Raw genomic sequence first — 23,373 nt, forward strand, 5'->3', positions numbered from 1 at the left:
GCGCCCGCTCCGTTCAGTCCAGATTGTCCACGACCACCACTTCAGTGGGCACATTGCCCGCCGTTGCCTTGGAATAGGGGCAGAGCTCCTGGGTGCGTTCCACCAGGCGGGTGGCCAGATCACGATCGACGCCGGGCAGGCAGACCTCAATTAGAGCCTTGATGCCGAAGGACTCGCCCTGGTCGCCAAGGGAGATATGAGTGCGCACCTTGCTCTGGGCCAACTTGGTGGCTGGCACACGCAACTCCTTGCCGGCCAGTCCCATAGCTCCCTGGAAGCAGGCTCCCCAACCGATGGCGAAGAGCTGCTCGGGGTTGGTGCCCTGGCCCTTGCCCCCCATGGCCTTGGGTGTATCCAGGTCCAGGGAGAGATCGGGCTCGTGGCTATCCGCATGGCCCTCGCGGCCTCCGGTGATGTCAGCTACGGCTGTGTATGAGATATTGCTGGGTTCATTTCCTGTATATGTAGTCATAACCTCATCTCACCACTTATATTGCCCCTTGACAAGGCCCCAAGCCTGGGTTCGACCTGTGATAGTGGTCTCAAAGAATGGATTCAGTGGCCATCAGATGCAGGTCGGCAGGGTCGATCACCTCATGCACGCCCAAGTAGAGCCGTGGAATCCGGCTGCGCAGGCAGGTGAAGATCTCATAGCTGATGGTGTCGGCGGCCCGGGCCCAGTCGTCAGCGGTTGGCTCGGCCTGATCCTCTCCACTGCCTGGACCGAAGAGAACAACGGTATCGCCTTCGCTCACTCCCAGATCGGAAGCCATGCCCTTGAGGTCAAGCACGCACTGGTCCATGCAGACCCTGCCAGCGACGCGAACCAACTTGGGCCCTTGACGAGTCATCAGACGGACGGGTCCGCCCCGGTGCTCCCGGCCCATGGCGCCCTGGCGGTCAAAGCCCGAGGCAGACCGATGGATCCCGTCGGCGTAGCCCAGGGGCATGATGGCCGTGCTGGTGGGCTTCTCCGTCAAATAGGTGCGCCCGTAGGAGATGCCATGACCGGCCGGCATATCCTTGACAGTGCCTAGCTGGGCCTGGAGGGTCATGGCCGGACGCAGACCGTAATCGGCCGAAACCCCCATGGAGGGATCGGGCTCATATCCGTACAGGCCGATGCCCGGACGGGTCAGGTCATAGCGTATCCCAGGACGGGTGAGCGTGGCGGCGGTGTTGGCCAGATGCCGGATCTCAGGTTTCAAACCTGCGGCCGTCATCTTGTCAGAGAACTGCTCAAAGAGGGCGATTTGCTCGTCAGTGGACGACACGAACTCGTCCACCCCAGGCATGTCGGCTACTGCTAGATGGCTGAAAAGCCCCACGGGCTCCAACAGCCCCTTGGCGGCCAGGCGGGAGAGCTCGCGCAGGGCATCTCCGAAGGTTTCAGGGGTGAAGCCGTTGCGTCCAAAGCCGGTGTCCACCTTGATATGGACGCGTGCAGGCCTGCCGACCCGATCTGCCGCCTGGGCTGCCATGTCCATGGTCTTTAAGGAACCGATGCCCAGATCGATGTCAGTCTGGATCAACTGATCAAAGGGGGCGCAGTTCCCATTGAACATCCAGGACAGAATCCGGCAACGGTCGGAGCCGATGCCAGCCCGACGCAGGCGCAGAGCCTCGCTGGCCTGGGCGGTGCCCAGCCAGGTTGCCCCGCCGGACAAGGCCGCCAGGGCGGCAGGAATGAGCCCGTGCCCGTAAGCATCGGCTTTGACCACACCCATGACCGCAGCACCAGGGTTCGTGGAATGAACCAGCTTCACCAGGGTGGCCATATTGGCCTTCAGGGTTCGCAAGTCCACGATGATCTGTCCAGGATAGGCCCGAAGAGCTTGCTCGTAGTGCCTTTTGCCCTCGGGCCCGGAGAACCGCCATGCTGGTGCTGCACTCAATGTCATGGCTCCATTGTGCGACGGCGCTGCGACGGTCGGCCTCCCCCCCTCAGACGGCAACCAAGCGCCTGGCGGCCCTTTCGCGCCCAGCCAGGTCAAGAGGACGATCGTGCCGCTGGTAAGCCACCCGCACATTCTCGATCTCCTTGTTCTCAGGCATGATGATGTTGCCGCAGCGAGTGAAGCCATGAGTCTCCAGGATGTGCTGCATGGCGTAGTTCTTCAGTCCCGTATCGGCGCGGATGTTCTCGTACCGGCGCATGCTCCAGTTAAGCAGGTCCCCGGCGGCATGGCGCCCCAGTCCCGAGGCGGCCACCCGATGGATGGTGGTATAGGGCCGGTCGTCCAGCCAGCTGCCATCGATGACCCGATAATCAGGTTCCGGATCATGGAAGAGGGCAAAAACGCCGATGATGCGCTCGTGGCTGCCCTTGTGCTCGTCCAACTCAGGTTCAGGGTAGGCAGGATCGTCAGGAATCTGATCCATGCCAGCCGCATCATCGACCAAGAGCATGGTGTGGCCCCCGGCGATGTCCTCGCGGATGCGTTCGGGCAGGGGGTACTTGTCCCCCCACTGACGGGGGTTGCCGGTTTCAGCCATCCGTTTTCTGGCATAGGCGTAGACAGGCATGATCGCCTCAAAGTCGTCCATGGTGGCATGACGGATCCAACGTGCAGTTTCCATCGTGTAGCTGCTCACTGTGGCTACCTCTTTCTCGACCGGTGCGGCAGGGACGAAACCCGCCCCCGCGATTGCCGAAGTACGAGTGTATCCATCAGGAAGCTGTCACGAAGTGAGTACGCATTGAGCGAATCGGGGAATAGTTCGGGCTATTGTGCACTCTCCTGAACCCGGCCTTCCGAGCGCAAACGGCGAGCACGGGTCAGATTGACCACGCTATGTCGGCTGACCAGACGGGTTGGCATGACCACATGCCGCTGGAACTCCTTGCCCTGGCGTGCATCAAGAATCATTCCCACCGCCATCCTGGCCATCAAATCAAATGGCTGGTCCACCGTGGTAAGAGCGGGCATCAGATAAGAGGATGGATATACGTTGTCGAATCCGACCACAGACAGATCCTGCCCGGGCTCCAGCCCACGTTCGCGAGCCGCTCTATAGATATTGACGGCTGTCAAGTCGTTGCAGGCCAGAATCGCAGTCGGACGATGATCGCGGTCCAGCAGATCACAGGCGGCTTGGTACCCTCTGTCAGGCAAATAATCTCCCTGTTGAACCATACTCGACGGCAGGGTGGCACCAATGGCTGCTAATGCTGCTCGGTATCCAGCCAGTCTGGCTTGCGCGGATTGCACATTCGCCGGTCCGGCGATGACGCCAATGCACCGGTGCCCGGCATCAAGAAGGCATTTGGCCGCTTGGTATCCTCCAGTCCAATTGTCTAGCGTTATGCTCATGTCCTCATCGCTTACCAAGTCCACCGGATCGACCGCCACCAGGGGAATGCCCCTTGCCTTGAGCACATTCTTGCCCTCCTGGTCTATAGAGGACATCTGGGTGATCACCCCCAGCGGGTTGCGATCAATGATCCCCCTCAGGCATTCCTCGGCACGCCGCTGGTGATCAGTCTGTGTCACCGTCAGAGCCAAACCGGCATCCAAAGCCCACTTTGAGGCATAACGTATCATCTCGATAGTGCCATTGTTGGCAATATAATCCACGACCAGCTCAATAGTCTGAGCAATTTTCGTGCTGACAAGCGGATGCGCATAGCCCTCATCTGCCAACGCTTTTTCGACCCTTCGGCGGGTTTTTGCCGCCACGCCCGGTCGACCGTTGATCACCTTGGAGACGGTCGAAGCAGAGATGCCGAGCTGCTCGGCTATGGCGCCAACGTGCGGATTGCCTGGTTCCTGTCTGGCCATGTGCGTCCTTTCCATTACCCACCAATCGTAACCAAGGAAGCACCGAAACCATCCATGTCGGATTTAGAATTTTTACATCTCTAATTTTCAAATTTCTATTTCTACGCCTATACTGAGGTATACGTTCACAAGATTGGCAAAGGAGCCACGATGAGTACTATCACTGCGGTGAAAACGTATGACTTTCGTTTTCCCACTTCTCTGACCCTTTCAGGGTCGGATGCCATGAACAAGGACCCCGACTATTCGGCCGCCTATGTGGAAATACACACCTCGGCTGACGACGGCATCAAAGGTTGTGGCCTGGTCTTCACCATCGGACGAGGCAACGATGTTGTTTGCAGAGCCATCGATTCCATAGGAGAGACTCTGCGTGGCCTGGAGGTTGAACGTCTGCTGGACAGCATGGGCCTGGCCTGGGACCTATTGGTCCATGACTCACAGCTGCGCTGGTTGGGGCCCGAAAAGGGAGTCGAGCACATGGCCATCGGGGCATTGCTGAGCGCCCTTTGGGACATGAAAGCCAAAAGGGCGAGAAAACCCTTGTGGTTGCTGCTGGCTGAAATGGATCCTGAGGATCTTGTCAGCACATTGGACTTTCGATATCTGTCTGACGCCCTGCGCCCCGAGGAGGCCATAGACATCCTCAAGGATGGGCAATCCGGCAAGCAGGAGCGCATCGAGGACATTCGCCAGCACGGGTACCCCGGTTATTCGACAGCACCAGGCTGGCTTGGCTATAGCGACGAAAAAATGGTGGAGATCGCTAAACGGGAGACGCAGGAAAAGGGCTTTAAGCAGATCAAGCTCAAGGTAGGCCAGAACCTCGATGATGACATACGCCGCCTGGGACTGGCCAGGGATGCCATCGGTCCCGACGTCCGCCTGGCCGTCGACGCTAATCAGGTCTGGGATGTCCCGCAAGCCATTGATTGGATCAACCATTTCCATGACTTCGACCTGGCATGGGTCGAAGAGCCTACCAGCCCCGACGACATCATCGGCCACGCAACCATTGCCAGAGCCATTAATCCCATACCCGTGGCAACCGGCGAACAGATGCAGAACCGCATCATGTTCAAGCAGTTCCTGCAGGCTAATGCCTTCGGCATCATGCAGATCGACGCCACCAGAGTGGCGGGCCCCCAGGAGATAGTTCTGGAATACCTGCTGGCTCGCAAGTTCCATAAGATAGTCTGCCCACACGCCGGCGGAGTCGGATTGTGCGAGATGGTCTGCCACTTCGCTATGTTCGACTACGCAGCCGTCTCATGCACTACACAGGGCCGAATGATCGAATACGTGGACAATCAGCACGAATATTTCGTGAACCCCGTGCATATCAGCCAAGGCATGTATCAGGCACCGACCGCTCCCGGCAATGGAGCCGAAATGACCGTGGAAACCGCACAGCGCTACCTGCACCAGGAGTGAGAGCGGCCCCCACCTCAATCAAAATCCGGTCCAATCACTGGACCTCTAACAAATCATCCATCCATATAGACAAAGGAGTTCTCATGGATCTGCATCTCAAGAACAAGGTATTCATCATCACCGGCGGCTTCAAGGGCATCGGCAGGGGCATCACTCTACAACTGGCCCAGGAGGGTGCCATAACCGCAGTCATAGACCGTGACGAGTCAGCCAGGGACCAGTTCTGCAAAGACATCGAGGCCTATACCGATACCTACCGGACCTTCATTTTGGATCTGAACGACACCGACGGCATAGCACCCATTGTGGAGCAGGTACACCAGGAATTCGGCCATATCGATGGCATAGTCAACAACGCTGGAGTCAACGACAACAAGGCTTTGGAAACTACTGACTGGCGGGAGTTCGAGCGTTCCGTACATGGCAACCTCACCCACTACTACGAACTCATGCACGCCTCTTGTGCTTACCTGAAGGAAAGCCACGGATCTGTCATCAACATCACCTCCAAAACCGCGGTGACCGGTCAGGGCAAGACCAGCGCCTATGCGGCAGCCAAGGGCGGGGTCCTGGGCCTGACCAGAGAATGGGCAGCGGCATTGGTGCATGATGACGTACGAGTGAACGCCATCGTGGTCTCGGAATGCTGGACCCCGCTCTATGCCGACTGGATCAAGACCTTTGGCGATGAAAAGGCCCAGCAAGCCCGTCTGTCGGTCATCACAGACAAGATTCCTCTGGAGCATCGCATGACCACACCCGAGGAGATCGGGAACACCGCCACTTTCCTGCTCTCTGATCGCGCATCACACACCACCGGCCAATGGGTGTTCGTCGATGGCGGATACGTCCATCTGGACCGGGCACTGAATTGAGCTCTGCCATGGAAAATACAAATACACGAAACAAGGGCGGATCCAAGGCCACTGTCGCCATAACCCTGGTCATCGGACTCTTCTTCATTTGGGGATTGACCATGAATCTGGTCAACGCCCTCAACAGCCCATTCAGCAACTACATGGAGCTGAACAGCACCCAGGCATCGCTGCTGCAGGTGGCCTACTATGGAGCCTACTTCGTCATGGCCATCCCAGCCGGAATCATCTCCAAGCGCTTCGGCTACAAGGGCGGGGTCATCTCCGGACTGATACTGTTCGCGGTTGGAGCATTCATCGTAGTGCCGGCCACAAATATGGCCAGCTACGGGCTCTTCTTATTCGCCATGTTCGTGGTAGCGTTGGGTGCCTCCTCTCTGGAGACCAACTGCAACCCTTACGTCACCAAGCTGGGCGACGAAAAAGGAGAATCCTTCAGACTCAATCTGGCACAGAGCTTCAACGGCGTCGGCAACGTGGTAGGGCCTCTGATTTTGGGCAGAGTCCTGTCCAAAACCCTGACCCCAAAAGAGCCGGGCTTTGAGCAAGCCAAGGTCAAGTTCCTGTCTGATACCAGAATGATCTATATCGTCATCGGCATCGTCCTGCTGCTGGTGTTAGCTGTCTTCATCGTCTTCAAACTGCCAACACCACCCGGCGATGACGAGCAGGAAGGGAAAACTGGCACCGGTTCCGGCACCTCAAGTCTGTTGAAACGCCCTTACTTCGTACTGGGCGTGATCGCCGAGTTCATCTTTATCGGCTTGCAGGTGGCAGGCATGGCCATGTTCTCCGCTTATGCTCTCAAACACTGGGGCGCCGGCATCACCGCCGGTCTGGCTGCCACACTGTTGGCCTTGCTGTCGCTGCTGTTCACCCTTGGACGGTTCCTGACCACTCCGTTAATGACCAAATTCGATGCCGGCAAGATACTGGGCATCTACATGTGCGTCACAGCCGTGCTGATGGTTCTGGTATTCCTAGGTCTGGGACGATTCTCGGTCATCTGCTTCCTGGTTGCCTATCTGTTCATATCGATCGGCTACCCCACCATCTTCTCGCTGACGCTCAAGGGCATCAGGGGCAACGACGCCAAGACCGGCTCTTCGGCGCTGGTCATGAGTATCGTCGGAGCAGCCCTGATCCCGCTGCTGCTGGGTGCCATTCAGGATGCCATGGGCATCGAAATCGCCATGCTGGTGACCGTGCCCGGATTCCTCTACATCGCCTGGTATGCCTTCCGCGGGTGCCGCATAGGTCTTAAGCAGGGAGCCTGACATGACACGACAACTACAGGTCATCGATGCTCACTTCCATATGTGGGATCTTGCGCGGCAGCATCTGCCTTGGCTGGACGGAATGCCCTCACTGAACCGGAGCTTTCCCCTTCACGAGCTGGAAAGGGAATACGAGCAGCTGGGAGTGGAATTTCTGGGCGGAGTCTATGTGGAAGTAGACTCGGACGACCCCCTATTAGAGGATCGCTTGGTCTATGAGAACGATGACCCCAAAATCCTTGCCCGAATGCTCCGAGCCCAGGTAGGGCCCTATATGAGAGTGCCCATCAACGCTACGGGCATCAGAGAGCCGCTGCATACTGACTCTGCCCCTCGCGGCCGTTGCATGGAACCCTCCTTCATCGCTGGGCTCCGCGCCATGGCTGATAAGGGCCTGCCCTTTGAGCTATGCAACCGGGGGGTAGAACTGCCGGACATGGCTCAGGCTTTCTCTCAGGTTCCTTCCCTGACTGTCATCATGGACCATCTGGGCAACATGCCCGACTTGTCGCCAGCCTGCAGAAAGGCCATGCAGGCCATGGCGGCCCTGCCGCACTGTTATATCAAGGTGTCAGGCGACTTGCCGGTCGATCGCGACATCGTCACCTTCGTCAGGGACACATTTCCCCCGGATAGGATCCTCTATGCCTCCAACTGGCCGGTCGTCACCGTGCACTCCTCACTCAGGGAACACTGGCAACTGATGCTGGACATCTTTGGCCCTGATGAGGACTTCTTCAAGCACAATGCCATGAGGGCCTATGGGATCGATGCCGATATGCTTACTGTGGAAGGGTGAACATGAGCACATCATCAGCCAAATTCGAGGGAATATTCTGTCCGTCGATTACCATCAGCGACGATCAAGGAGTCATCGACACCGACCTGTGGGGACGACATCTGGACCATCTGATCCAGGCTGGCATTAATGGAGTGCTCCTGTTCGGAAGCATCGGCGAGTTCTATGCCTATGATCTCCAAGAGAAGCGCTCAGCCCTGCAATTCGCCGTCGACCATATACGGGGGCGCATGAAGGTATTCGTCGGAGTAGGCGACACTGACATGGACCGGGTTATGGATCTGACCAAGTTTGCCGGACAAATCGGCGCCGATGCCGTGGTGGCTGTCAGCCCCTATTATTTCGGCCCTTCGGAACCGACTGCTTACAGGTATTTCACCAGCATCGCTCACGCCTCGACTGTGCCGGTGATCCTCTACAATTTCCCTGCTCGTACAGGCAACGACTGCTCCCCGGAGTTGGTCGCTAAACTGGCCCAAGAATGTCCAAACATCGTTGGCATCAAAGACACCGTGGACACAATCAGCCACACACGCCGAGTCGTATCGGCAGTCAGACGTGTCAGCCCAGAGTTCTCGGTGTTCTCCGGATTCGACGAATACTATATGGTCAATCGCATCTGCGGAGGCAACGGTGTTTTATCGGGCCTGACCAACGTGGAACCGGAAACCTTCGTGGCCATGCATCAGGCCTATCAAGAGGGTGATTACCAGACTGCGCTCGACAAGGCCCGACGCATCAACCACCTGATGGCGATTTACGACACTGCGGATTTGTTCGTGTCGGCCATCAAGGGAGCTGTGCGACTGCAGGGTCTGCCCATCAGCACACGCATCCGCGAACCAGCCATGCAGATCGATGACGATCAGATGAAACAGATCGAAACCATACTGCGTAGTTGAGCTTTCGTCTGTTACATCGAACTGGGCCTGAGGAAAGGCACCCACCCTTCCTCAGGCCCAGTTGTTTGTCTGTCAGCGATCAGACCAGCTTGCGCTCATAAGGATCGGAGCTGATGCCGGCAGCCACGATGTCGCGGCTCCACTGCTTGGCCGAGAAGAGCGAATGGTCGCGATAGTTGCCGCAGGAGGTGATCTCGGTGCCGGGCACGTCGTCCCAGGTGGCCTTTTCGGCGATGAACTCCAGCGACTCCTTCAGGGCCTTGGCCACATCCTCGGTCGAATGACGGCCCCAGGCAAGCAGGTGGAAGCCCGTCCGGCAACCGAAGGGCGAGCAGTCGATGTATCCGGGGATGCGCTCGCGCAGGAGCACGGCGATGGTGTGCTCGATGGTATGCAGCCCAGCAGTTGGAATGGCGTTCTGATTGGGCTGGACCAGACGGAGATCATAGTTGGAGATGATGTCTCCCTGGGGCCCCTTCTCCTCGTCGATCAGTCGAACGTAGGGCGCCTTGACCTTGGTGTGATCCAGCTGGAAGCTCTCTACAATAGGTTTGTCAGCCATTGTTATTTCCTTTCCTGTCGGGCGCCCGGTATGAAAGGCAACCTTGATGAAGTCGTGTATGTCTCATGGTAGGCCGACCTACCTATCAGATTCGGCAGTTCCCCTGACCACATCCACCCCTCTTTTGGCCGAAAACTCGGAGATGACACCCATGAACTGGGGTCCATACTGCTCCAGCTTATGCTGTCCCACCCCATTGACGGCCAGGAAGGTGGCCTCATCGGCGGGCCGAAGGCGACACATATCCCGCAGTGCCTTGTCGGAAAAGACAATGTAGGGAGGCTTGCCAATCTTGCGGGCTATGCTGGTCCGCAGATCGCGCAGCTTCTGGAAAAGTTCCTCATCCTCTGGGTTGGCATCGCTTGCACCGGCCTGATCGAGACCGTCATTGTCGACCGTCGAAGAAGACCCGCCGCCGAAGACCTTGCCTGAGGCACGTGGGCGTTCCGTCCGCTTGATTTCATAGTGAAAGTCCGGACTGACCGTCTGCGCGGCCTTGGGTCCGAAATGGACCATGGGCAGCCGCCCTTCGGTAATGTACAGATACCCGTCCGAGGCCATCTGGTTGAGCACGTCGCGGATTCGCGCCTCTGGAACCTGGTCCAGAGCCCCGTAGCTGGGGCACCGATCCAACCCTCGCCGAAGAAGGTCCTGCGAGCGTGAACCCCGGAGGATCTGGGCAATCTTGCCGGAACCGAATCCCTGGTTCACATCATGCACGCACCTGCTGATGGCACGGGCCACATCGCTGACATCGATGGTCTTAAAGGTGCTCAGACAGTTGGAACAGTTCTGGCAGCCACCGCTGCCCGTGTCGGGATGCCCGACCGGGACGGATTTGCCCTTGTCGGCCTCGGCAGGAGAAAGGCCCGCGGCAGCCTGGTCCACCTCCTCGCCGAAGTACCGCAGCATGTACTGGTGAAGGCAACCCGTGGTTCGACAGTAGCCAATCATGACATTGAGCAGACGCCGGTGTTCGGCTCTGACCGCTTCAGCCTGCTCACCGGTCAATCTGTCGTTGCCGTTGTCCATGTCCAAGAGGCGCCTGCGGGTGACGATGTCGCTCTCGTTCCACAGCAGCGAGCAGCGGGCGGGCTCGCCGTCGCGTCCAGCTCTGCCGGCCTCCTGGTAGTAGGCCTCGATGCTCTCAGGCATGTTGTGATGGATGACATAGCGCACGTTGGACTTGTCGATGCCCATGCCGAAGGCGTTGGTGGCCACAACCACCTGCACCTTGTCGTTGACGAAGTCCCGTTGCGCCTGCTCCCTGTCCTGGGCATCCATCCCAGCGTGGTAGCTGACAGCGCTTACACCGGCCTTGGTCAGGTCATCGGCCAGGGCCTCGGTCTCCTTGCGAGTGGCACAGTAGACGATGCCTGAGTCATCGCCATGCTTCAGGGCGTACTGGACCACCCAGCGATTTTTGTATTTGCTCTCCAGCTTGATCACGTCGAAGAAGAGGTTGGGCCTGTCGAAACCCGTCACCGCTACGTAAGGGTCGTCCAGGCCCAGCATGTATACGATGTCACGTCGAACCTTCTCGGTCGCCGTAGCGGTGAAGGCTGCCACCGTGGGCCGGTTGGGCAGGAATCTGATGAAATCGCCGATGCCCAAGTAGGCAGGGCGGAAGTCCTGACCCCACTGGGATACGCAGTGGGCTTCGTCCACAGCCAGCAGGGAGATCCTCGTATGCTGGGCGAACTCCCTGAATCTGGGGGCATCCAGCCGTTCCGGAGCCACGTAGAGGATTTTGCTGCGTCCCTGGGCAGCCTGAGCCAGGGCCAGGGACTGCTCATCCATGTCCTGGGTGGAATTGACGAACGAAGCCGGGATCCCTGCATCCTCCAACCCGTCCACCTGGTCCTTCATCAGGGAAACCAAGGGAGAGATGACGATGGTCAGACCGTCCAGAAGTGTGGCAGGAATCTGATAGCAGATTGACTTGCCGGCACCGGTCGGCATAACACCCAGGCAGTCTCGCCCATTCAGGATGGTCCTGACCAGATCCTCCTGACCCGGGCGAAAGGACTCATATCCGAAATACCGCTTCAGCGCCTGCCCTGCATCCTGGATGTCCACCATGATTCCCCAGTCTATTGCCCCGGCAGGAGTCAAGCAGTGGGCGAACGACCATGTGGTCAATCGTCGCTGGAATTCTTAGCCATCCTGCCACTAACCCAGAATGCTGAGCCCCTGGATAGCTGGTAGCTGCCGACGGCTGGTGAGCCAGTAGCTGAACAGGATGCATATGGCGGAGAAGACTAATGTGAAGACCACTTGGGGCCAGAGTAAATACACGGTGACGTATCCCCATAAATCAACATTCATGAAGGGGCTTAAGGTCTTGTACATCCAATGGCCGCGCATAAGGTTGATCATCTGAACCGCCGTTTGCTGCCACCCCCAGAAATTCCAGCCGGAAATCGAATGCCAGAAACCAACACAGATCAACAGCCCTACCAGCAGCAGACATCTGCCTTTTCGATCAAGACGGGCAGCCAGGTCACCCAGCACCTGGCCAAGCAGAACGAAGGCTATCTGCACCATAAAGACATGCAGCGCCAGAGCCAGCCAACGGGACGGCTGCTGAGCATACGACTGGTTAAAACATGACACGCTCCAGGGATCAAGAGTCAGTCTCCAAGGCGAACAGCCCTGCACGAGAAACCTTTGGTAGCTTTCCGTAAAGGGCATCCATCCTATTTGGCCTAGGCTGCTGATAATCGCGACCACGATCATGAAAGTGGTTGTCGCCAGGGCCATGACCACATTGGAGATGATCTGGGTCCATGCGATTGTAGAACGAGTCACAGCGTTGGAGATCAGGGGCCGGAAAGTCGTCAGTGAGCAGACGAAGGCGGTGGCCATGAGCACCATTTCGGTGAACAGACCGGTGAACCCGGAGCTCAAGGGGATGAACCCCATAACACCCAGAGTGAGGACGAGAGCCCAAATCAAAAAGACGATCAGCCTCGGCATCACCTGTACGCGCAGAGCCATCCGGGTCTGCACCGCAGGCGACAGGAAACTCTTGATTCGGGCCCACCCTTCAGCTGGTCCAGCACCCAGGTCGGGGCTTTCTGGCCCCAGCTTGGTCTTCGTCCGCACTACCCCCGCAACTTGCGTGTTATTCATTGTGCCGCTCCTTCCGTTATCTGGACGAAGTAGGTCTGCAGATCCATGGGGGCGACAATAAGCCCCTTGGGCTGCTCGTCGGACACTGGCCCCTCGAAGCTGACGCGCAGCAGGTCGCCGATGCGCTGCCTGCTCAGCGGCTGTGGGTCGCCCTGGGCAAGGTAGCCCTCCACGTCACGCGGACGGCCAGTGACAGTGATCCCCAGGGCTGACAGATCATCCACGCTGAAAGATCGCAGGACCCGCCCCTGGTCGATGATCGTGGCGCGGGAGATGAGCTGGCTGACCTCGTTGATGATATGGGTGGCGATGATCATGGTCGGTCCGCGCTGCTGATAGGCCTCCAGAACGAAGGAGTAGATCTTCTCCCTGGCCGCCGCATCCATTCCTGTTGTCGGTTCATCCAGAATGAGGTATTCCACAGGCAGGCAGAGTCCGATGACGTCCTTGACCACCTGACGCTGCCCCATGGAGAGGGAAGCAAAAGTGTCAGTCAGCCTCAATGCGAAGCTCTTAAGAATACGCTCAGCCAAGTGCCAGTCGAAATCACCGTAAAACCCCTCGGCCATGGCGAATGCTTGTCTAATGTGTCGTCGGGATGGATAGGGCCAGGTTTCGTTGACCAAGGCCACGCGGCGAGCGATTCTTGAGTCGCTGACCAGATCGCTTCCATCCAGGTGGACCAGCCCCTGGTCAGGAAGTGTCCTACCCGTCATCAGATTGCACAGGGTGGACTTGCCGGCTCCGTTCCGCCCGAAGAGTCCGTATATATTGCCAGGCTCAAAGCAGAGTGAGATCTCATCCAGGGCCTTCAGCTTTCCGTACGATTTGTCCACCTTGGAAACTGTCAGACTCATTGGTAGACCCTTTCTATGATGGCGTCCAAGTCCTCACGGGATACGTCCAGAGCCTTGGCTTCTTCGACCAGATCCTGGAACCTTCCGTTCAGGAGTTCCCTCCTGCGACGCTCACGAACGCTCCGGCCCGCACCGACAGTGACAAACATGCCCAGCCCCCGCCGTTTCTCCAGAAGGCCCCGGTCGACCAGCAGGTTCATCCCCTTGAGGACTGTGGCCGGGTTGATCTGGTAGGCAGTCGAGATTTCCGTGGTGCTGGGAATCCTTTCACCATCGGCGACCAGTCCCTCGGCTATGGCTTCGGTCAACCGGTCTGCCACCTTCACGAAAACGGGCCGACCATCTGGTATTTCGATCGCCATCGTTTGACCGCCTTGTCTGCCTTGATTCGGGGCGTCGAATTAGGATCTGCATTACTGTTTATTACTTAGTTACTTGAGTAACTAACCAACAGTCTACGATTTGCTCTACCAACCGTCAAATCAGGTGCAGTCTTTAACCGTCCGTTTCTCTGCACAGATGCTCTCGCTGCCCTCCTTCATTCCGTCAAGGACGGGCATGCACTCATGTAATTTTGCTTGGCCAGAATGCCGATGAGCACCGGTACCTATAGGGTCGCAGCTGCCAGTAGCTGACGAGTATAAGACTGACTGGGGTGATCGAGGATGGCTTTCACAGGCCCCTCCTCCACCACCTTTCCTTGACTGAGCACCATGACCCTGTCCGCGATGTGCTGAACCACGCCCAAATCATGGGAGATGATGATCATGGACATGCCATTTGACGGATTGCTCTGCTTTCTGGACTGGGCCATGATGGACTGAAGGGTATGAAGAATCCCAACGCGTGCTGAAACGTCAATGGCGCTCATGGGCTCATCGGCCAAGAGTATCCGGGGCTTGACAACAAGGGCTCGGGCTATGGCCGCCCGCTGAGCCTGGCCTCCGGACAGATCGGAGGGATAAGCCGTCATGATCCTGCCTGGATCAAGCTGAACCTCTGACAAGACCTTGGCCACCTGATCAGCAGAGCCCGTCCCACCCTGACGACGATGCCATAGGTGCCCGCTTCCCCTGCGCCTGGCAGCCAGAAGAGGTTCAGCAACCGATCGACCGATAGTCCAGCGCGGGTCGAGGGAGGCAAAAGGGTTCTGAAAGACCAGAGCAGAGTCCCGGGCAAGCTCCTTGGCGGCCGGGGAACCATGCAGAACTGGTCTGCCCTCATATGCCACCTGCCCGGCATCAGGCCTCAACTGACCAAGGAGCATATGGGAAAGCGTGGTCTTCCCTGAGCCGGACTCCCCTATGATCGCCAAGCACTCCCCCGGCAGGAGGGAAACATCGATGCCGTCAACTGCAGCTTCTCGAGCCGTTCCACTGTCCCTGGAGGCATAGACCTTGGTCAGGCCCTCCCCGATCAGGATCGGATCGGCATGTGCACTGTCAGTCGTCCTCATGCTTGCCTCCATCTGTGCTCAGCGTCAACTCTCTGGCCGCTCGCACCAGGGTCCTGCCCTGTGTGCTGGATGGGCTGCGCAGAATGCTCTGCGTCTGTCCGCTTTCCACCACTCGCCCTGCATCGAGGATGTAGCAGTAATCGGCAACCCGGGCCAGGACTGAGAAATCATGGGTGATGAACAGCAGGGAGGCCCCGCTCTGGTCGACCAAGGAGACCAACAGGTCCACAATCTGCCGCTGGGTTATGGCATCCAGGGCCGTGGTCGGCTCGTCTGCCAGAATCAGTCTGGGCTTGGTGACCAGGGCTGTGGCTATGGCCGCCCGCTGCTGCTGGCCCCCGGACAGCTCATGCGGATAGGATCCAGCCAGATCCGCATCCAACCCGACCTGGGCCAATATCTCCATGACCCGTCTGCGCCGTTCCTGAACGCTCAAGCGATAGTGGCGGCGAAGAGGAAGCTCAACCTGGCTGTAGATTTTCTTGACCGGGTTCAAGGCCGTGGAAGGATTCTGAAAGATCATGCCTATCCGGGAACCGCGCAGATCCGCCAAGGACCGGTCATCGGAACCGAGAATCTGAAGCCCGTCCACCAGAATGGATCCCGAAAGGGAGGCCGTCAGCGGTGCTGTGCCCAGAACGCAGCGGGCGATCATCGACTTTCCGGAGCCTGAGGAGCCGATCAGGCCGACCCGTTGGCCGTCCCCGACTTTGAGGTCCACCTGGTCGAGAATGGTGCGGCCATTGATAGACAGGCTCAGGCCGTCAATATTCAGCGACATGATTGGCCTCCCTCGCCTGTATGGACCACATTCTCGACATGATGATCAGCGTCATCTGATTGCCCGGATTGAAGAGTGGACCGTCCGGCGGCAGCCACGGCGGCTCTGAGCCTGGGGTTGGTAACCGGATCGATGGCATCACGCAGGGCGTCGCCGAACAGGTTCAGCGCCACCACCACCATGGTGACCGCCAGGCCGGGCCAGAGCACGGTCAGCGGAAAGACGTTGATGAACTTGACCGAGGTGGTCAGCGAATGACCCCAGGAGGGCAGACCGGAGGGAACACCCACCCCCAAGTAGGTCAACCCTGCCTCAGCCAGCACGGAGGTCCCCGCCGACATGGAAAGTTGCACGCACAGGACCGGAATGACATTGGGCACCAAATGAGTCAAGAAGATTCTGAAGGATCCGACCCCGCTATGCCGGGCGGATTGCACATAGTCCGACTCTGCCGCCAGGAGCGCCTGGGGTCGTACGATCCGGGCCAGGTTGAGTCCGTATCCGAACCCGCATGCCACAACAACCACGGCGATGCTGGGTCCCAGGGGGACAGCCAGGATCAGAACCAGCAGAACTGTGGGCAGGGAAATCAGGGCGTCGACCAGGACCACGACCGTCTGGGATACTCCAGAGCGGCGCGAGACCATGGCCATGACCAGAAGGAGCCCCAATACGCCCGATAGGAGGACCGCCAGAAGGCTGATGGCCAGGTTGGTGGCCGACCCAGCCATCAGCCAGGAGAGGATGTCTGCCCCGGTACCATCCGTTCCCAGAAGGTGGGCGCGGCTGGGGGCCTGCCAGATCCGGTACCCGTCGGTGGTCCAGATAGGGACCGGAGTCCAGAACCTGGAGACCAGGGAGACCAGGATCCATATGGCCAGAACAATCAGCGAGTACCGCCCCGAGGCCTTGCCCCACATGCTGGCCAGCACCACCCGCATCCGCCCGAAAAATCCCAGTCGGCCCGGGAATGCGGCCCTCGATCCCAAGCGAGGACTGTCTGCATGTTCCCAACTCATCAGTCAGCCGCCTCCTGCCTGGCCACACCTCGAAAGCGCGGATCGATCAATCTATGGATAACGTCCACCAAGAGTCCCAGGAAGAGGAAGAAGGCCGCCAGAAGAAGCAGCTCGGACTGAACGGCCGGAAGATCCCGGTTGCCCACATCGGTGACCAGCATGGAGCCCAGTCCCGGCAGGGCGAACAGGTTCTCGCTGACCATGACCCCGGTGATCATCTCGGCCATGGTCAGCCCGACCACCGAAACCAACTGGGGAGAAGCCAGCCGCAGACCGATGCGCAGGGCGGCCTGGGTTCTGGTCATCCCGCAGGCCATGCCCATGTCCACATACCCCGAAGAGAGCATGTCGCCCAGCAGGGAGCGGGTGTACCGCATGATGCCGGCGCCCACGATGATGCCGGTGGACAGAGCAGGCAGAATCAATGCCGCCAAGGCCTGACCCGGCTGAGCCCAGCCGAGTGCAGGAAAGCCCTGAGAGGGCAACAGACCAATCAGGCCGCTGCCCTTGGCGAAGAGCATGATCAGCAGCAGTCCTGACCAGAGGGCCGGTACTGATCCGCCCACAATGGCTACCATGTGGCTGAATGACTGCATCCGTGGCGAGCGAGCCAGAGCGGCCGCACAGCCCAGGGGAATGCCCAGCAGCAGAGCCACGCCCAGCCCCAGAAGAATCAGCGGGAAGGTGATCTGGGCCCGGACACCAACCTGGGAGGCGATGGAACGGTTGGTCAGAATGGACCTGCCCAGGTCCCCTTGCAGAAAGCCGCTGATCCAGTCCAGATACTGCCTTGGGTAGGAGCGGTCCAGGCCCATCTGCCGACGCAGCCGGTCAACACGCGCAGGCGGAGCATCCAGCCCGGCCATGACGGCGGCCACGTCACCGGGCAGGATGCGCAGAGCCAGGAAGATCAGCAGGGAGATGCCCATCAGCGCCAAGATGAAGAGCACCAGGCGCCGCACTAGGAATTTGGCCATGGCTATCCCCGCCTGTAGGTCACGTCGGACAAGGGCATGAGGGACTGGTTCAGATCGACCGGGAAGCCCTCCAACCCCGTCCGCCAGGCCGTGGTCACCCGGTAGTTGAAGAGCCAGTCCGCCGCTGCATCGTTGCTGACAATCCGGGCGGCCTGGGCCAGGAGCCTGTCGGAGTCATCGGCGAAGGTCGTGGCCATGGCCTGCCTATAGAGCTCCTGGACCTGACGATTGTCATAGTTGTAGTAGTAGCCGGGATTGGCCCACTGATGGAAGTCGTGGCTCTCGCCATGATCCACCAGAGACAGGTCATAGTCCTTGTTGGCATGGACGTCCTGGAGCCAAACCGAGAACTCCACCACCCGCACATCCAGGTCGATGCCCACCTGACGCAGCTGCGAGCGCAGCTGATCGCCCAACTCGCTGCCGTAGGTGTTGGCGTAGGTCAGCCGCAGCTTGAGCCGGTGACCGGGACCGTACCCGGCCTGGGCCAGTAGCCGCCGCGCCTGCTCCGGATCGTGGGGGTAGAGCCCGGTCAGATCCTGATAGCCGGGATCCAGGGAGGGTATGGGGCCGCCTAGGGCCCTGTCCGATCCGCCCCGGGAGGCGATCAGCTGCCGATGGTCGATGGCATGGCGGATGGCCTGGCGCACCCGCGGGTCGGATGTGGCGGCGCCCTTGCCATTCATGGCCAGGACGTACTTGTCGGTGTCGTCGCCCGCCTTGACCTGGAAGTCCGGGTTCTTGCGGAAGGGACTGGCCAGGTTCTCGGTGACCGGAGCCAGCACCTGCACATCCCCGCTGCGCAGGGCGTTGACAGCGGCGTTGTCGTCATTGAGATAGCGGATGACGATGGTTGGCGTCTTAGGCTTGTCGCTGCCCCAGTAGTGCGGATCGGCCTTGAGGGTGACCGAATCGTTTGGCCGGAAGCTTTCCAGCAGGTATGGGCCGGATCCCACGGCCTGGGTCTTCATGTCGTAATGGGCCCGCCGGTCAAAGACCAGGCCAGCCCGGCCGCTCAGCTGCCAGAGCAGGTCCTGGTAGGGTCTGGACAGCATCAGGCGCACCGTCAGCGGATCCGTAGCCTGAACGCCCTGGAAACCCTCCAGCATCTCGCTGCCCTGATAGTGTCCTGCCATGAGCCCACGAATGGAGTCGACCACGTCCTGGGCCCGAAGAGCATGACCGTTGGAGAAGCGGATGCCCTCATACAGGTGGAAGGTGTAGACCAAACCGTCCTCGGAGACATTCCAGGTTCTGGCCAGGCCCGGGCGCACCTGGTTCCGGGAATCCCGTGACACCAGGCCCTGATAGACATTGCCGATCAGAAGCTGATCCAGCGCCGTGCCCGACTGGTTGCGGATGTCCAGATTGGTGGGAGCCAGCTTGAGCCCCACCGTGACCGTGTCCGCTACGGTTCCTCCCTCGGCCTGGCCAATAGGTCCACGATGCCCGGTCCACAGGGAGAGTGCCAAGGCCACGGCCAGCAGGAGACTGAGCAGCTTCCAGGGCAGGGTGTTGCCGCCCGACCTCATAGGCCTGATCCTGGCGTTGAGTTCGGGGTCAGTGCTGGGGCCTGGCTCCTGGGCCGCCTCTGTATCTGCTGCGGTCACGCTGCCATGGGCATGCGTGCCGTGTCGATCTGCGTTCATTGACGAATCCTTATGCTGTGGTTGACCGCCATTCTGGTCGATCACCGCCCACCAGCATACTCCCCGAAGCCATCACCCAGGCTTATGCGCTTAGGATGGATTCGGAAAGCGCCACGCGCCCGGACGACGGCAGGGAGGAAGAGACATGCTGCTGGCCATCGACATCGGCAACACCAACATCGAGGTCGGATTCATGGAGGGCGACCAGGTCGCCGCCTCCTACAGGCTGACCACAAGGATCGACCACACGGCCGATGAGTTCGGGCTTCTGCTGGGGCAGCTCATGGCCCTGGCCGGCTACAAGACTGCGGACGTGCAGGATGCCATCATCTCCTCGGTGGCTCCTGCGGTCATGCACGCCGTCAGATCCTGCCTGATCCGTTTCTTTTCCATCGACCCCATGGTGGTGGGCCCTGGTGTGAAGACGGGCATGAACATCCGTCTGGACGACCCGCGCTCCCTGGGCGCCGACTGCCTGGCCGACTGCGTTGGCGCCTTCCACCGCTACGGAGGGCCGGTCCTGGTCATCGACTTCGGCACAGCCACCACCTTCAACTATGTGGATGACAGGGGCGCCATCCGCTCCGGCCTGATCGTGCCAGGCATCCGTTCCGGGGCCCAGGCCCTTGCCGGTCAGACCGCCCAGCTCCCCCAGGTGGAGATCACCCGTCCTCAGACCATCATGGCCACGGGCACCAGGACGGCCATGCAGGCCGGGCTCTATTACAACTTCCTTGGCGGCCTGGAGCGGATCATCCGTCAGTACCGCAGCGAGATAGGCCGTGACTTCCACGTGGTGGCCACGGGAGGCATGGGCCGTACGTTCTCACAGGACACCGACCTGATCGGGGTCTACGATCCCGAGCTGATCTTCGCCGGCATGTACAGGATTCACCAGCTCAATGCCGATGGCCGACCACACGCTGCACCAGCGCGCCATTGACCTGCAGGCTGGCCTGCTTGCCCTCCCCGTCAACGCTGGCCAGTGAACCCACCAGGGCTTGGCCCTCCAGCTGAACCTGCACCGGATGCCTGGTCCGGTTGAACAGAAAGACGAAACGCGTCCGATCATCCTTGCTGACTCGCTCAACTCTCAACAGATCGGGGTCGCCTTGGACTGACCTCATATCAGCGATATCCAGGGCCTCCAGCAGGGCAGGAAGAACCTTGGCCAGATCCTGGGCATCCAGACGGCAGCCCAGGTAGGCGGCCTTGCCATGACCCCAGTCATGGACGGTCATGGCCGGCATGCCATCCATCCCTGTCCAGGGATCCGCCCGGTAGTTAGCCAGGACCTCGGTGCCCTTGTCCAGGTGGCCGATGACATCGGCCCAGTCGTGCGCCGTAACCCCGTTGGTCAGATCCAAATGGTCGAGCAGACCGGGCACACCGGGGGCTATGGGTGCGAACTCCTCGACCGACAGACCCAGCAGGTCCCGAAGCGGCCCCGGATATCCTCCCGTCCAGACGCGGTCCTGCTCGTCGGCGATGCCGCTGCCCCAGGTGACGATCAGCCGCCCTCCACCATGCACATACTTGTGCAGCCGCTTGGAGAGGTCAGCGTCAATCAGATAGAGGGCTGGCAGGACCACCAGCGGATACTCCTCCCATCCGGCCCTGACCGGCAGGACATCGGGCCGGATGGCGTTGTCCAGAAAGGCCCGGTACCAGACCGGCGGCTCCTGGCCATGCTCGACCCGGTCGCTGGGCGATGCTGCCTGGGAGCTGGCCCACTGGCTTGCATAGTCGAAGACCAGGGCCACCGGGGCCTTGGCCAGCGTGGTACCAGCCAAACCAGCCTGCGAGAGGCCCTGCAGGTCCCCTCCCAGCTGGCAAACGTCACGGAAGACTGCCGTGTCCTCGCCGGCATGAGGCAGCATGGCCGAGTGGAACTTTTCCGCGCCAGCCCGGGACTGCCTCCACTGAAAGTAGCAGATGGCATCAGCACCAAGCGCCAGGTGAGCCAGGGAGTCTCGCTCCAGCTGTCCGGGCTCCTTGCGGGGGTTGACCGGCCGCCAGTTGACCGCCGAGGTGGACTGCTCCATGAGCCACCAGGGGCGCCTACGGGCGATGGCATCCACCAGGCTGGAGGAATAGGCCAGCTCCTCCAGATGATCCCTGCCAGGCGTCACATAGTGGTCATTGGCCACAAAGTCCACCTGGTCGCCCCAGTCGTCGTAGTCCAGGGCGAATCCGCCGGCGCTGACCATGAAGTTGGTGGTCAAAGGTATATCCGGGGTGATCTCAGCCAAGGTATCGCGCTCGGCCATGTAGAAATCCTTGAGGGCGTCAGAGCTGAACCGCTCAAAGTCCAGCATGCGGCCCGGATTCTGGAAATTCCCCTGGCCAATGAAACGCGGCGGCAGAATCTGCGAGAAATCGCTCAGCCTCTGTGACCAGAAATCCGTGCCCCAGGCGCGATTGACGGCCTCAATGTCCTTGTAACGGCGGCGGCACCAGCGCTGGAAGGCCCGCATAGCATCATCGGAATAGTCGAAGCGATTGTGACAGCCATACTCATTGCCCACATGCCAGGCCACCAGATAGGGGTTGTCCCGGTAGTGCTCGGCCATGGCCCGGCAGAGTTTCAAGGCGTAGGACCGGAAGATCGGCGAGGTAGGCCGCCAATGCTGCCGGGCCCCGGGCCAAACCGTGTCGCCACGCTCGTCCCTGAGCAGAACCTCAGGATGGGCCTGGGTCAGCCAGAGCGGCGGCGAAGCCGTGGCCGAGGCCAGGTTGACTCCGATGCCGGCCCGACCAAGCTTGTCAATAATCCGGTCCAGCCAGTCAAAGTCGAAAACACCCTGGCTGGGCTCTATGCGCGACCAGGAGAAGACCGCCAAGGCCACCACGTTGACCCCTGCCTTGGTCATCAGCCTGATGTCCTCATCCCATGTATCCTCAGGCCACTGATCGGGGTTGTAGTCGCAGCCGTACCAGAGGGACTGCTGACCCTTGAGATGCTTGGGCCATCGATAGGGCCGCCGTGTCGGTTTGCTCATGGGTAGAACCTCCTGGTCCGTCTCAAACCTCGGACGGGGATACCTGCCGCGTCCACGTCGTCCCGCGGCTCCGGGATCCCCTGACCATTATGTCCCACCAGGCTGACTGTTTAGGCCTCGCCTTGAGGATCCAAGGGAACGGAAGAGACGAAGGCGCGCCTACCCCCGGTGAAGGGGTCGGTGAATTCCAAGCGACGGGCCACCAATTGCAGTGGTCGGGAGAAGTCGTCATAGGCCCGGGTCTGGATTCGTGGGTACAGGTCGTCGCCCACTATGGGCAGACCCAGAGCGTTCATGTGCACACGTAGCTGGTGGGTCTTGCCGGTCTTTGGGTAGAGGGTGTAGGTGGCCAGACATCCATGGCCCGCTGTCAGCTCGACTCGAGTAACGGCATTGACCGGCCCGCGCTCTTCCCAGGCCTGGAGAATCCCTCGACGTTTGATCACCCTGGAGCGGCGCTCTAGCGGGAAGACCCGGGGCGGATCCAGGTGTCGCACGGTGCCGGTCCGCGGGCGAGCTATGGGTCGTACCGGCGCCAGACACTGGTAGATCTTGCGCACGCGATGCTCCTGGAAGAGCATCTGATAGGCCCGCCTGGCAGACGGATCTCGTACCAGAACCAGCACGCCTGCCGTGGCCCTGTCCAGCCGGTGTGCAGGGATGATGTCGGGCTCCCCGTAGAGCCGACGCATCCGGATCAGCACGGTACTGGCATACCACATCCCTCTCGGCATAGTGGCCAGAAAATGGGGCTTGTCGACCACGATGATGCGTTGATCCTCGTATATGATTCTGGGTTCGAAGGGAATCTGCGGCTCCTCCAGAACCATCCGGTGTCCCTGCTGCTCGGACCCGACAGCCATGGG

The 23,373-nt window shown here is 59.9% G+C and carries 22 protein-coding genes; 6 read left to right on the top strand and 16 right to left on the bottom strand.

Features of this window, described 5'->3' with window-relative positions; all coding sequences use genetic code 11:
- Positions 1–13 precede the first annotated feature (13 nt).
- The 4 genes from LPC22_RS01485 to LPC22_RS01500 all read right to left on the bottom strand — a co-directional run bounded on the left by LPC22_RS01485 (position 14) and on the right by LPC22_RS01500 (position 3,782).
- Positions 14–472: an Ohr family peroxiredoxin gene (locus LPC22_RS01485; RefSeq protein ID WP_024626651.1), complete on the bottom strand. Its 459-nt coding sequence runs from the start codon at positions 470–472 to the stop codon at positions 14–16.
- Between the two features lie 70 nt (positions 473–542).
- Positions 543–1,901, bottom strand: a complete 1,359-nt coding sequence (gene alr, locus LPC22_RS01490; RefSeq protein ID WP_229131765.1) for an alanine racemase — start codon at positions 1,899–1,901, stop codon at positions 543–545.
- A gap of 43 nt (positions 1,902–1,944) precedes the next feature.
- Positions 1,945–2,580: an N-acetyltransferase gene (locus tag LPC22_RS01495; RefSeq protein ID WP_229131766.1), complete on the bottom strand. Its 636-nt coding sequence runs from the start codon at positions 2,578–2,580 to the stop codon at positions 1,945–1,947.
- 146 nt (positions 2,581–2,726) lie between these two features.
- Positions 2,727–3,782 (bottom strand): LacI family DNA-binding transcriptional regulator, encoded by a 1,056-nt coding sequence (locus LPC22_RS01500; RefSeq protein WP_229131767.1) that lies wholly within the window; start codon positions 3,780–3,782, stop codon positions 2,727–2,729.
- A 150-nt stretch (positions 3,783–3,932) separates the two neighbouring features.
- Between LPC22_RS01500 and LPC22_RS01505 the strand changes: the two genes are divergently transcribed.
- From LPC22_RS01505 to LPC22_RS01525, 5 genes are all read left to right on the top strand, one after another.
- Positions 3,933–5,216, top strand: a complete 1,284-nt coding sequence (locus tag LPC22_RS01505) for an enolase C-terminal domain-like protein (RefSeq protein ID WP_229131768.1) — start codon at positions 3,933–3,935, stop codon at positions 5,214–5,216.
- An 83-nt stretch (positions 5,217–5,299) separates the two neighbouring features.
- On the top strand, positions 5,300–6,091 hold the full coding sequence (locus LPC22_RS01510; RefSeq protein WP_229131769.1) for an SDR family oxidoreductase: 792 nt from the start codon (positions 5,300–5,302) through the stop codon (positions 6,089–6,091).
- Positions 6,092–6,099: 8 nt separating this feature from the next.
- A complete protein-coding gene (locus LPC22_RS01515) occupies positions 6,100–7,368 on the top strand; it encodes an MFS transporter (protein ID WP_101432670.1) in 1,269 nt (422 codons plus the stop codon).
- Position 7,369: 1 nt separating this feature from the next.
- Complete coding sequence (locus tag LPC22_RS01520) at positions 7,370–8,167, top strand: amidohydrolase family protein (protein ID WP_229131770.1); 798 nt, start codon at positions 7,370–7,372, stop codon at positions 8,165–8,167.
- Positions 8,168–8,169: 2 nt separating this feature from the next.
- On the top strand, positions 8,170–9,069 hold the full coding sequence (locus tag LPC22_RS01525) for a dihydrodipicolinate synthase family protein (protein ID WP_229131771.1): 900 nt from the start codon (positions 8,170–8,172) through the stop codon (positions 9,067–9,069).
- A 79-nt stretch (positions 9,070–9,148) separates the two neighbouring features.
- Here LPC22_RS01525 and LPC22_RS01530 read toward each other — a convergent pair whose 3' ends face one another.
- The 10 genes from LPC22_RS01530 to LPC22_RS01575 form a co-directional block, all read right to left on the bottom strand.
- Positions 9,149–9,631, bottom strand: coding sequence for an S-ribosylhomocysteine lyase (locus LPC22_RS01530; protein ID WP_029678668.1), 483 nt, complete (start codon positions 9,629–9,631; stop codon positions 9,149–9,151).
- Between the two features lie 78 nt (positions 9,632–9,709).
- Positions 9,710–11,713, bottom strand: coding sequence for a RecQ family ATP-dependent DNA helicase (locus LPC22_RS01535; RefSeq protein WP_229131772.1), 2,004 nt, complete (start codon positions 11,711–11,713; stop codon positions 9,710–9,712).
- Positions 11,714–11,803: 90 nt separating this feature from the next.
- Positions 11,804–12,766 (bottom strand): hypothetical protein, encoded by a 963-nt coding sequence (locus LPC22_RS01540; protein WP_101432673.1) that lies wholly within the window; start codon positions 12,764–12,766, stop codon positions 11,804–11,806.
- Positions 12,763–13,623 carry an ATP-binding cassette domain-containing protein gene (locus LPC22_RS01545; protein ID WP_229131773.1) on the bottom strand — a complete coding sequence of 287 codons (861 nt, stop codon included), beginning with the start codon at positions 13,621–13,623 and terminating at the stop codon, positions 12,763–12,765. The genes LPC22_RS01540 and LPC22_RS01545 overlap by 4 nt, the downstream gene beginning before the upstream one ends.
- On the bottom strand, positions 13,620–13,985 hold the full coding sequence (locus LPC22_RS01550) for a GntR family transcriptional regulator (protein WP_045924708.1): 366 nt from the start codon (positions 13,983–13,985) through the stop codon (positions 13,620–13,622). The genes LPC22_RS01545 and LPC22_RS01550 overlap by 4 nt, the downstream gene beginning before the upstream one ends.
- Positions 13,986–14,230: 245 nt before the next feature.
- The gene (locus LPC22_RS01555; RefSeq protein WP_229131774.1) at positions 14,231–15,079 is read right to left on the bottom strand and encodes an ABC transporter ATP-binding protein; all 849 of its coding nucleotides are present in this window, start codon (positions 15,077–15,079) and stop codon (positions 14,231–14,233) included.
- Complete coding sequence (locus tag LPC22_RS01560) at positions 15,066–15,860, bottom strand: ABC transporter ATP-binding protein (protein ID WP_229131775.1); 795 nt, start codon at positions 15,858–15,860, stop codon at positions 15,066–15,068. The genes LPC22_RS01555 and LPC22_RS01560 overlap by 14 nt, the downstream gene beginning before the upstream one ends.
- Positions 15,851–16,801 (bottom strand): ABC transporter permease, encoded by a 951-nt coding sequence (locus tag LPC22_RS01565; protein WP_229132283.1) that lies wholly within the window; start codon positions 16,799–16,801, stop codon positions 15,851–15,853. The genes LPC22_RS01560 and LPC22_RS01565 overlap by 10 nt, the downstream gene beginning before the upstream one ends.
- Positions 16,802–16,878: 77 nt before the next feature.
- Positions 16,879–17,856 carry an ABC transporter permease gene (locus tag LPC22_RS01570; protein ID WP_229131776.1) on the bottom strand — a complete coding sequence of 326 codons (978 nt, stop codon included), beginning with the start codon at positions 17,854–17,856 and terminating at the stop codon, positions 16,879–16,881.
- 2 nt (positions 17,857–17,858) lie between these two features.
- The gene (locus LPC22_RS01575; RefSeq protein WP_229131777.1) at positions 17,859–19,505 is read right to left on the bottom strand and encodes an ABC transporter substrate-binding protein; all 1,647 of its coding nucleotides are present in this window, start codon (positions 19,503–19,505) and stop codon (positions 17,859–17,861) included.
- A 145-nt stretch (positions 19,506–19,650) separates the two neighbouring features.
- Here LPC22_RS01575 and LPC22_RS01580 point away from each other — a divergent pair, with 145 nt between their 5' ends.
- Entirely contained in the window at positions 19,651–20,448 is a 798-nt protein-coding gene (locus tag LPC22_RS01580; RefSeq protein ID WP_198189307.1) for a type III pantothenate kinase, read from the top strand.
- On the opposite strand, the gene LPC22_RS01585 is transcribed toward LPC22_RS01580, so the two are convergent.
- Positions 20,405–22,507 carry a beta-galactosidase gene (locus tag LPC22_RS01585; protein WP_229131778.1) on the bottom strand — a complete coding sequence of 701 codons (2,103 nt, stop codon included), beginning with the start codon at positions 22,505–22,507 and terminating at the stop codon, positions 20,405–20,407. The genes LPC22_RS01580 and LPC22_RS01585 overlap by 44 nt on opposite strands.
- A 110-nt stretch (positions 22,508–22,617) precedes the next feature.
- Positions 22,618–23,370 (bottom strand): pseudouridine synthase, encoded by a 753-nt coding sequence (locus LPC22_RS01590; RefSeq protein WP_229131779.1) that lies wholly within the window; start codon positions 23,368–23,370, stop codon positions 22,618–22,620.
- Positions 23,371–23,373 lie beyond the last annotated feature (3 nt).

Origin of the sequence: Bifidobacterium mizhiense (assembly GCF_020884755.1) — a bacterium.
GTDB lineage: Bacteria > Actinomycetota > Actinomycetes > Actinomycetales > Bifidobacteriaceae > Bombiscardovia > Bombiscardovia mizhiensis.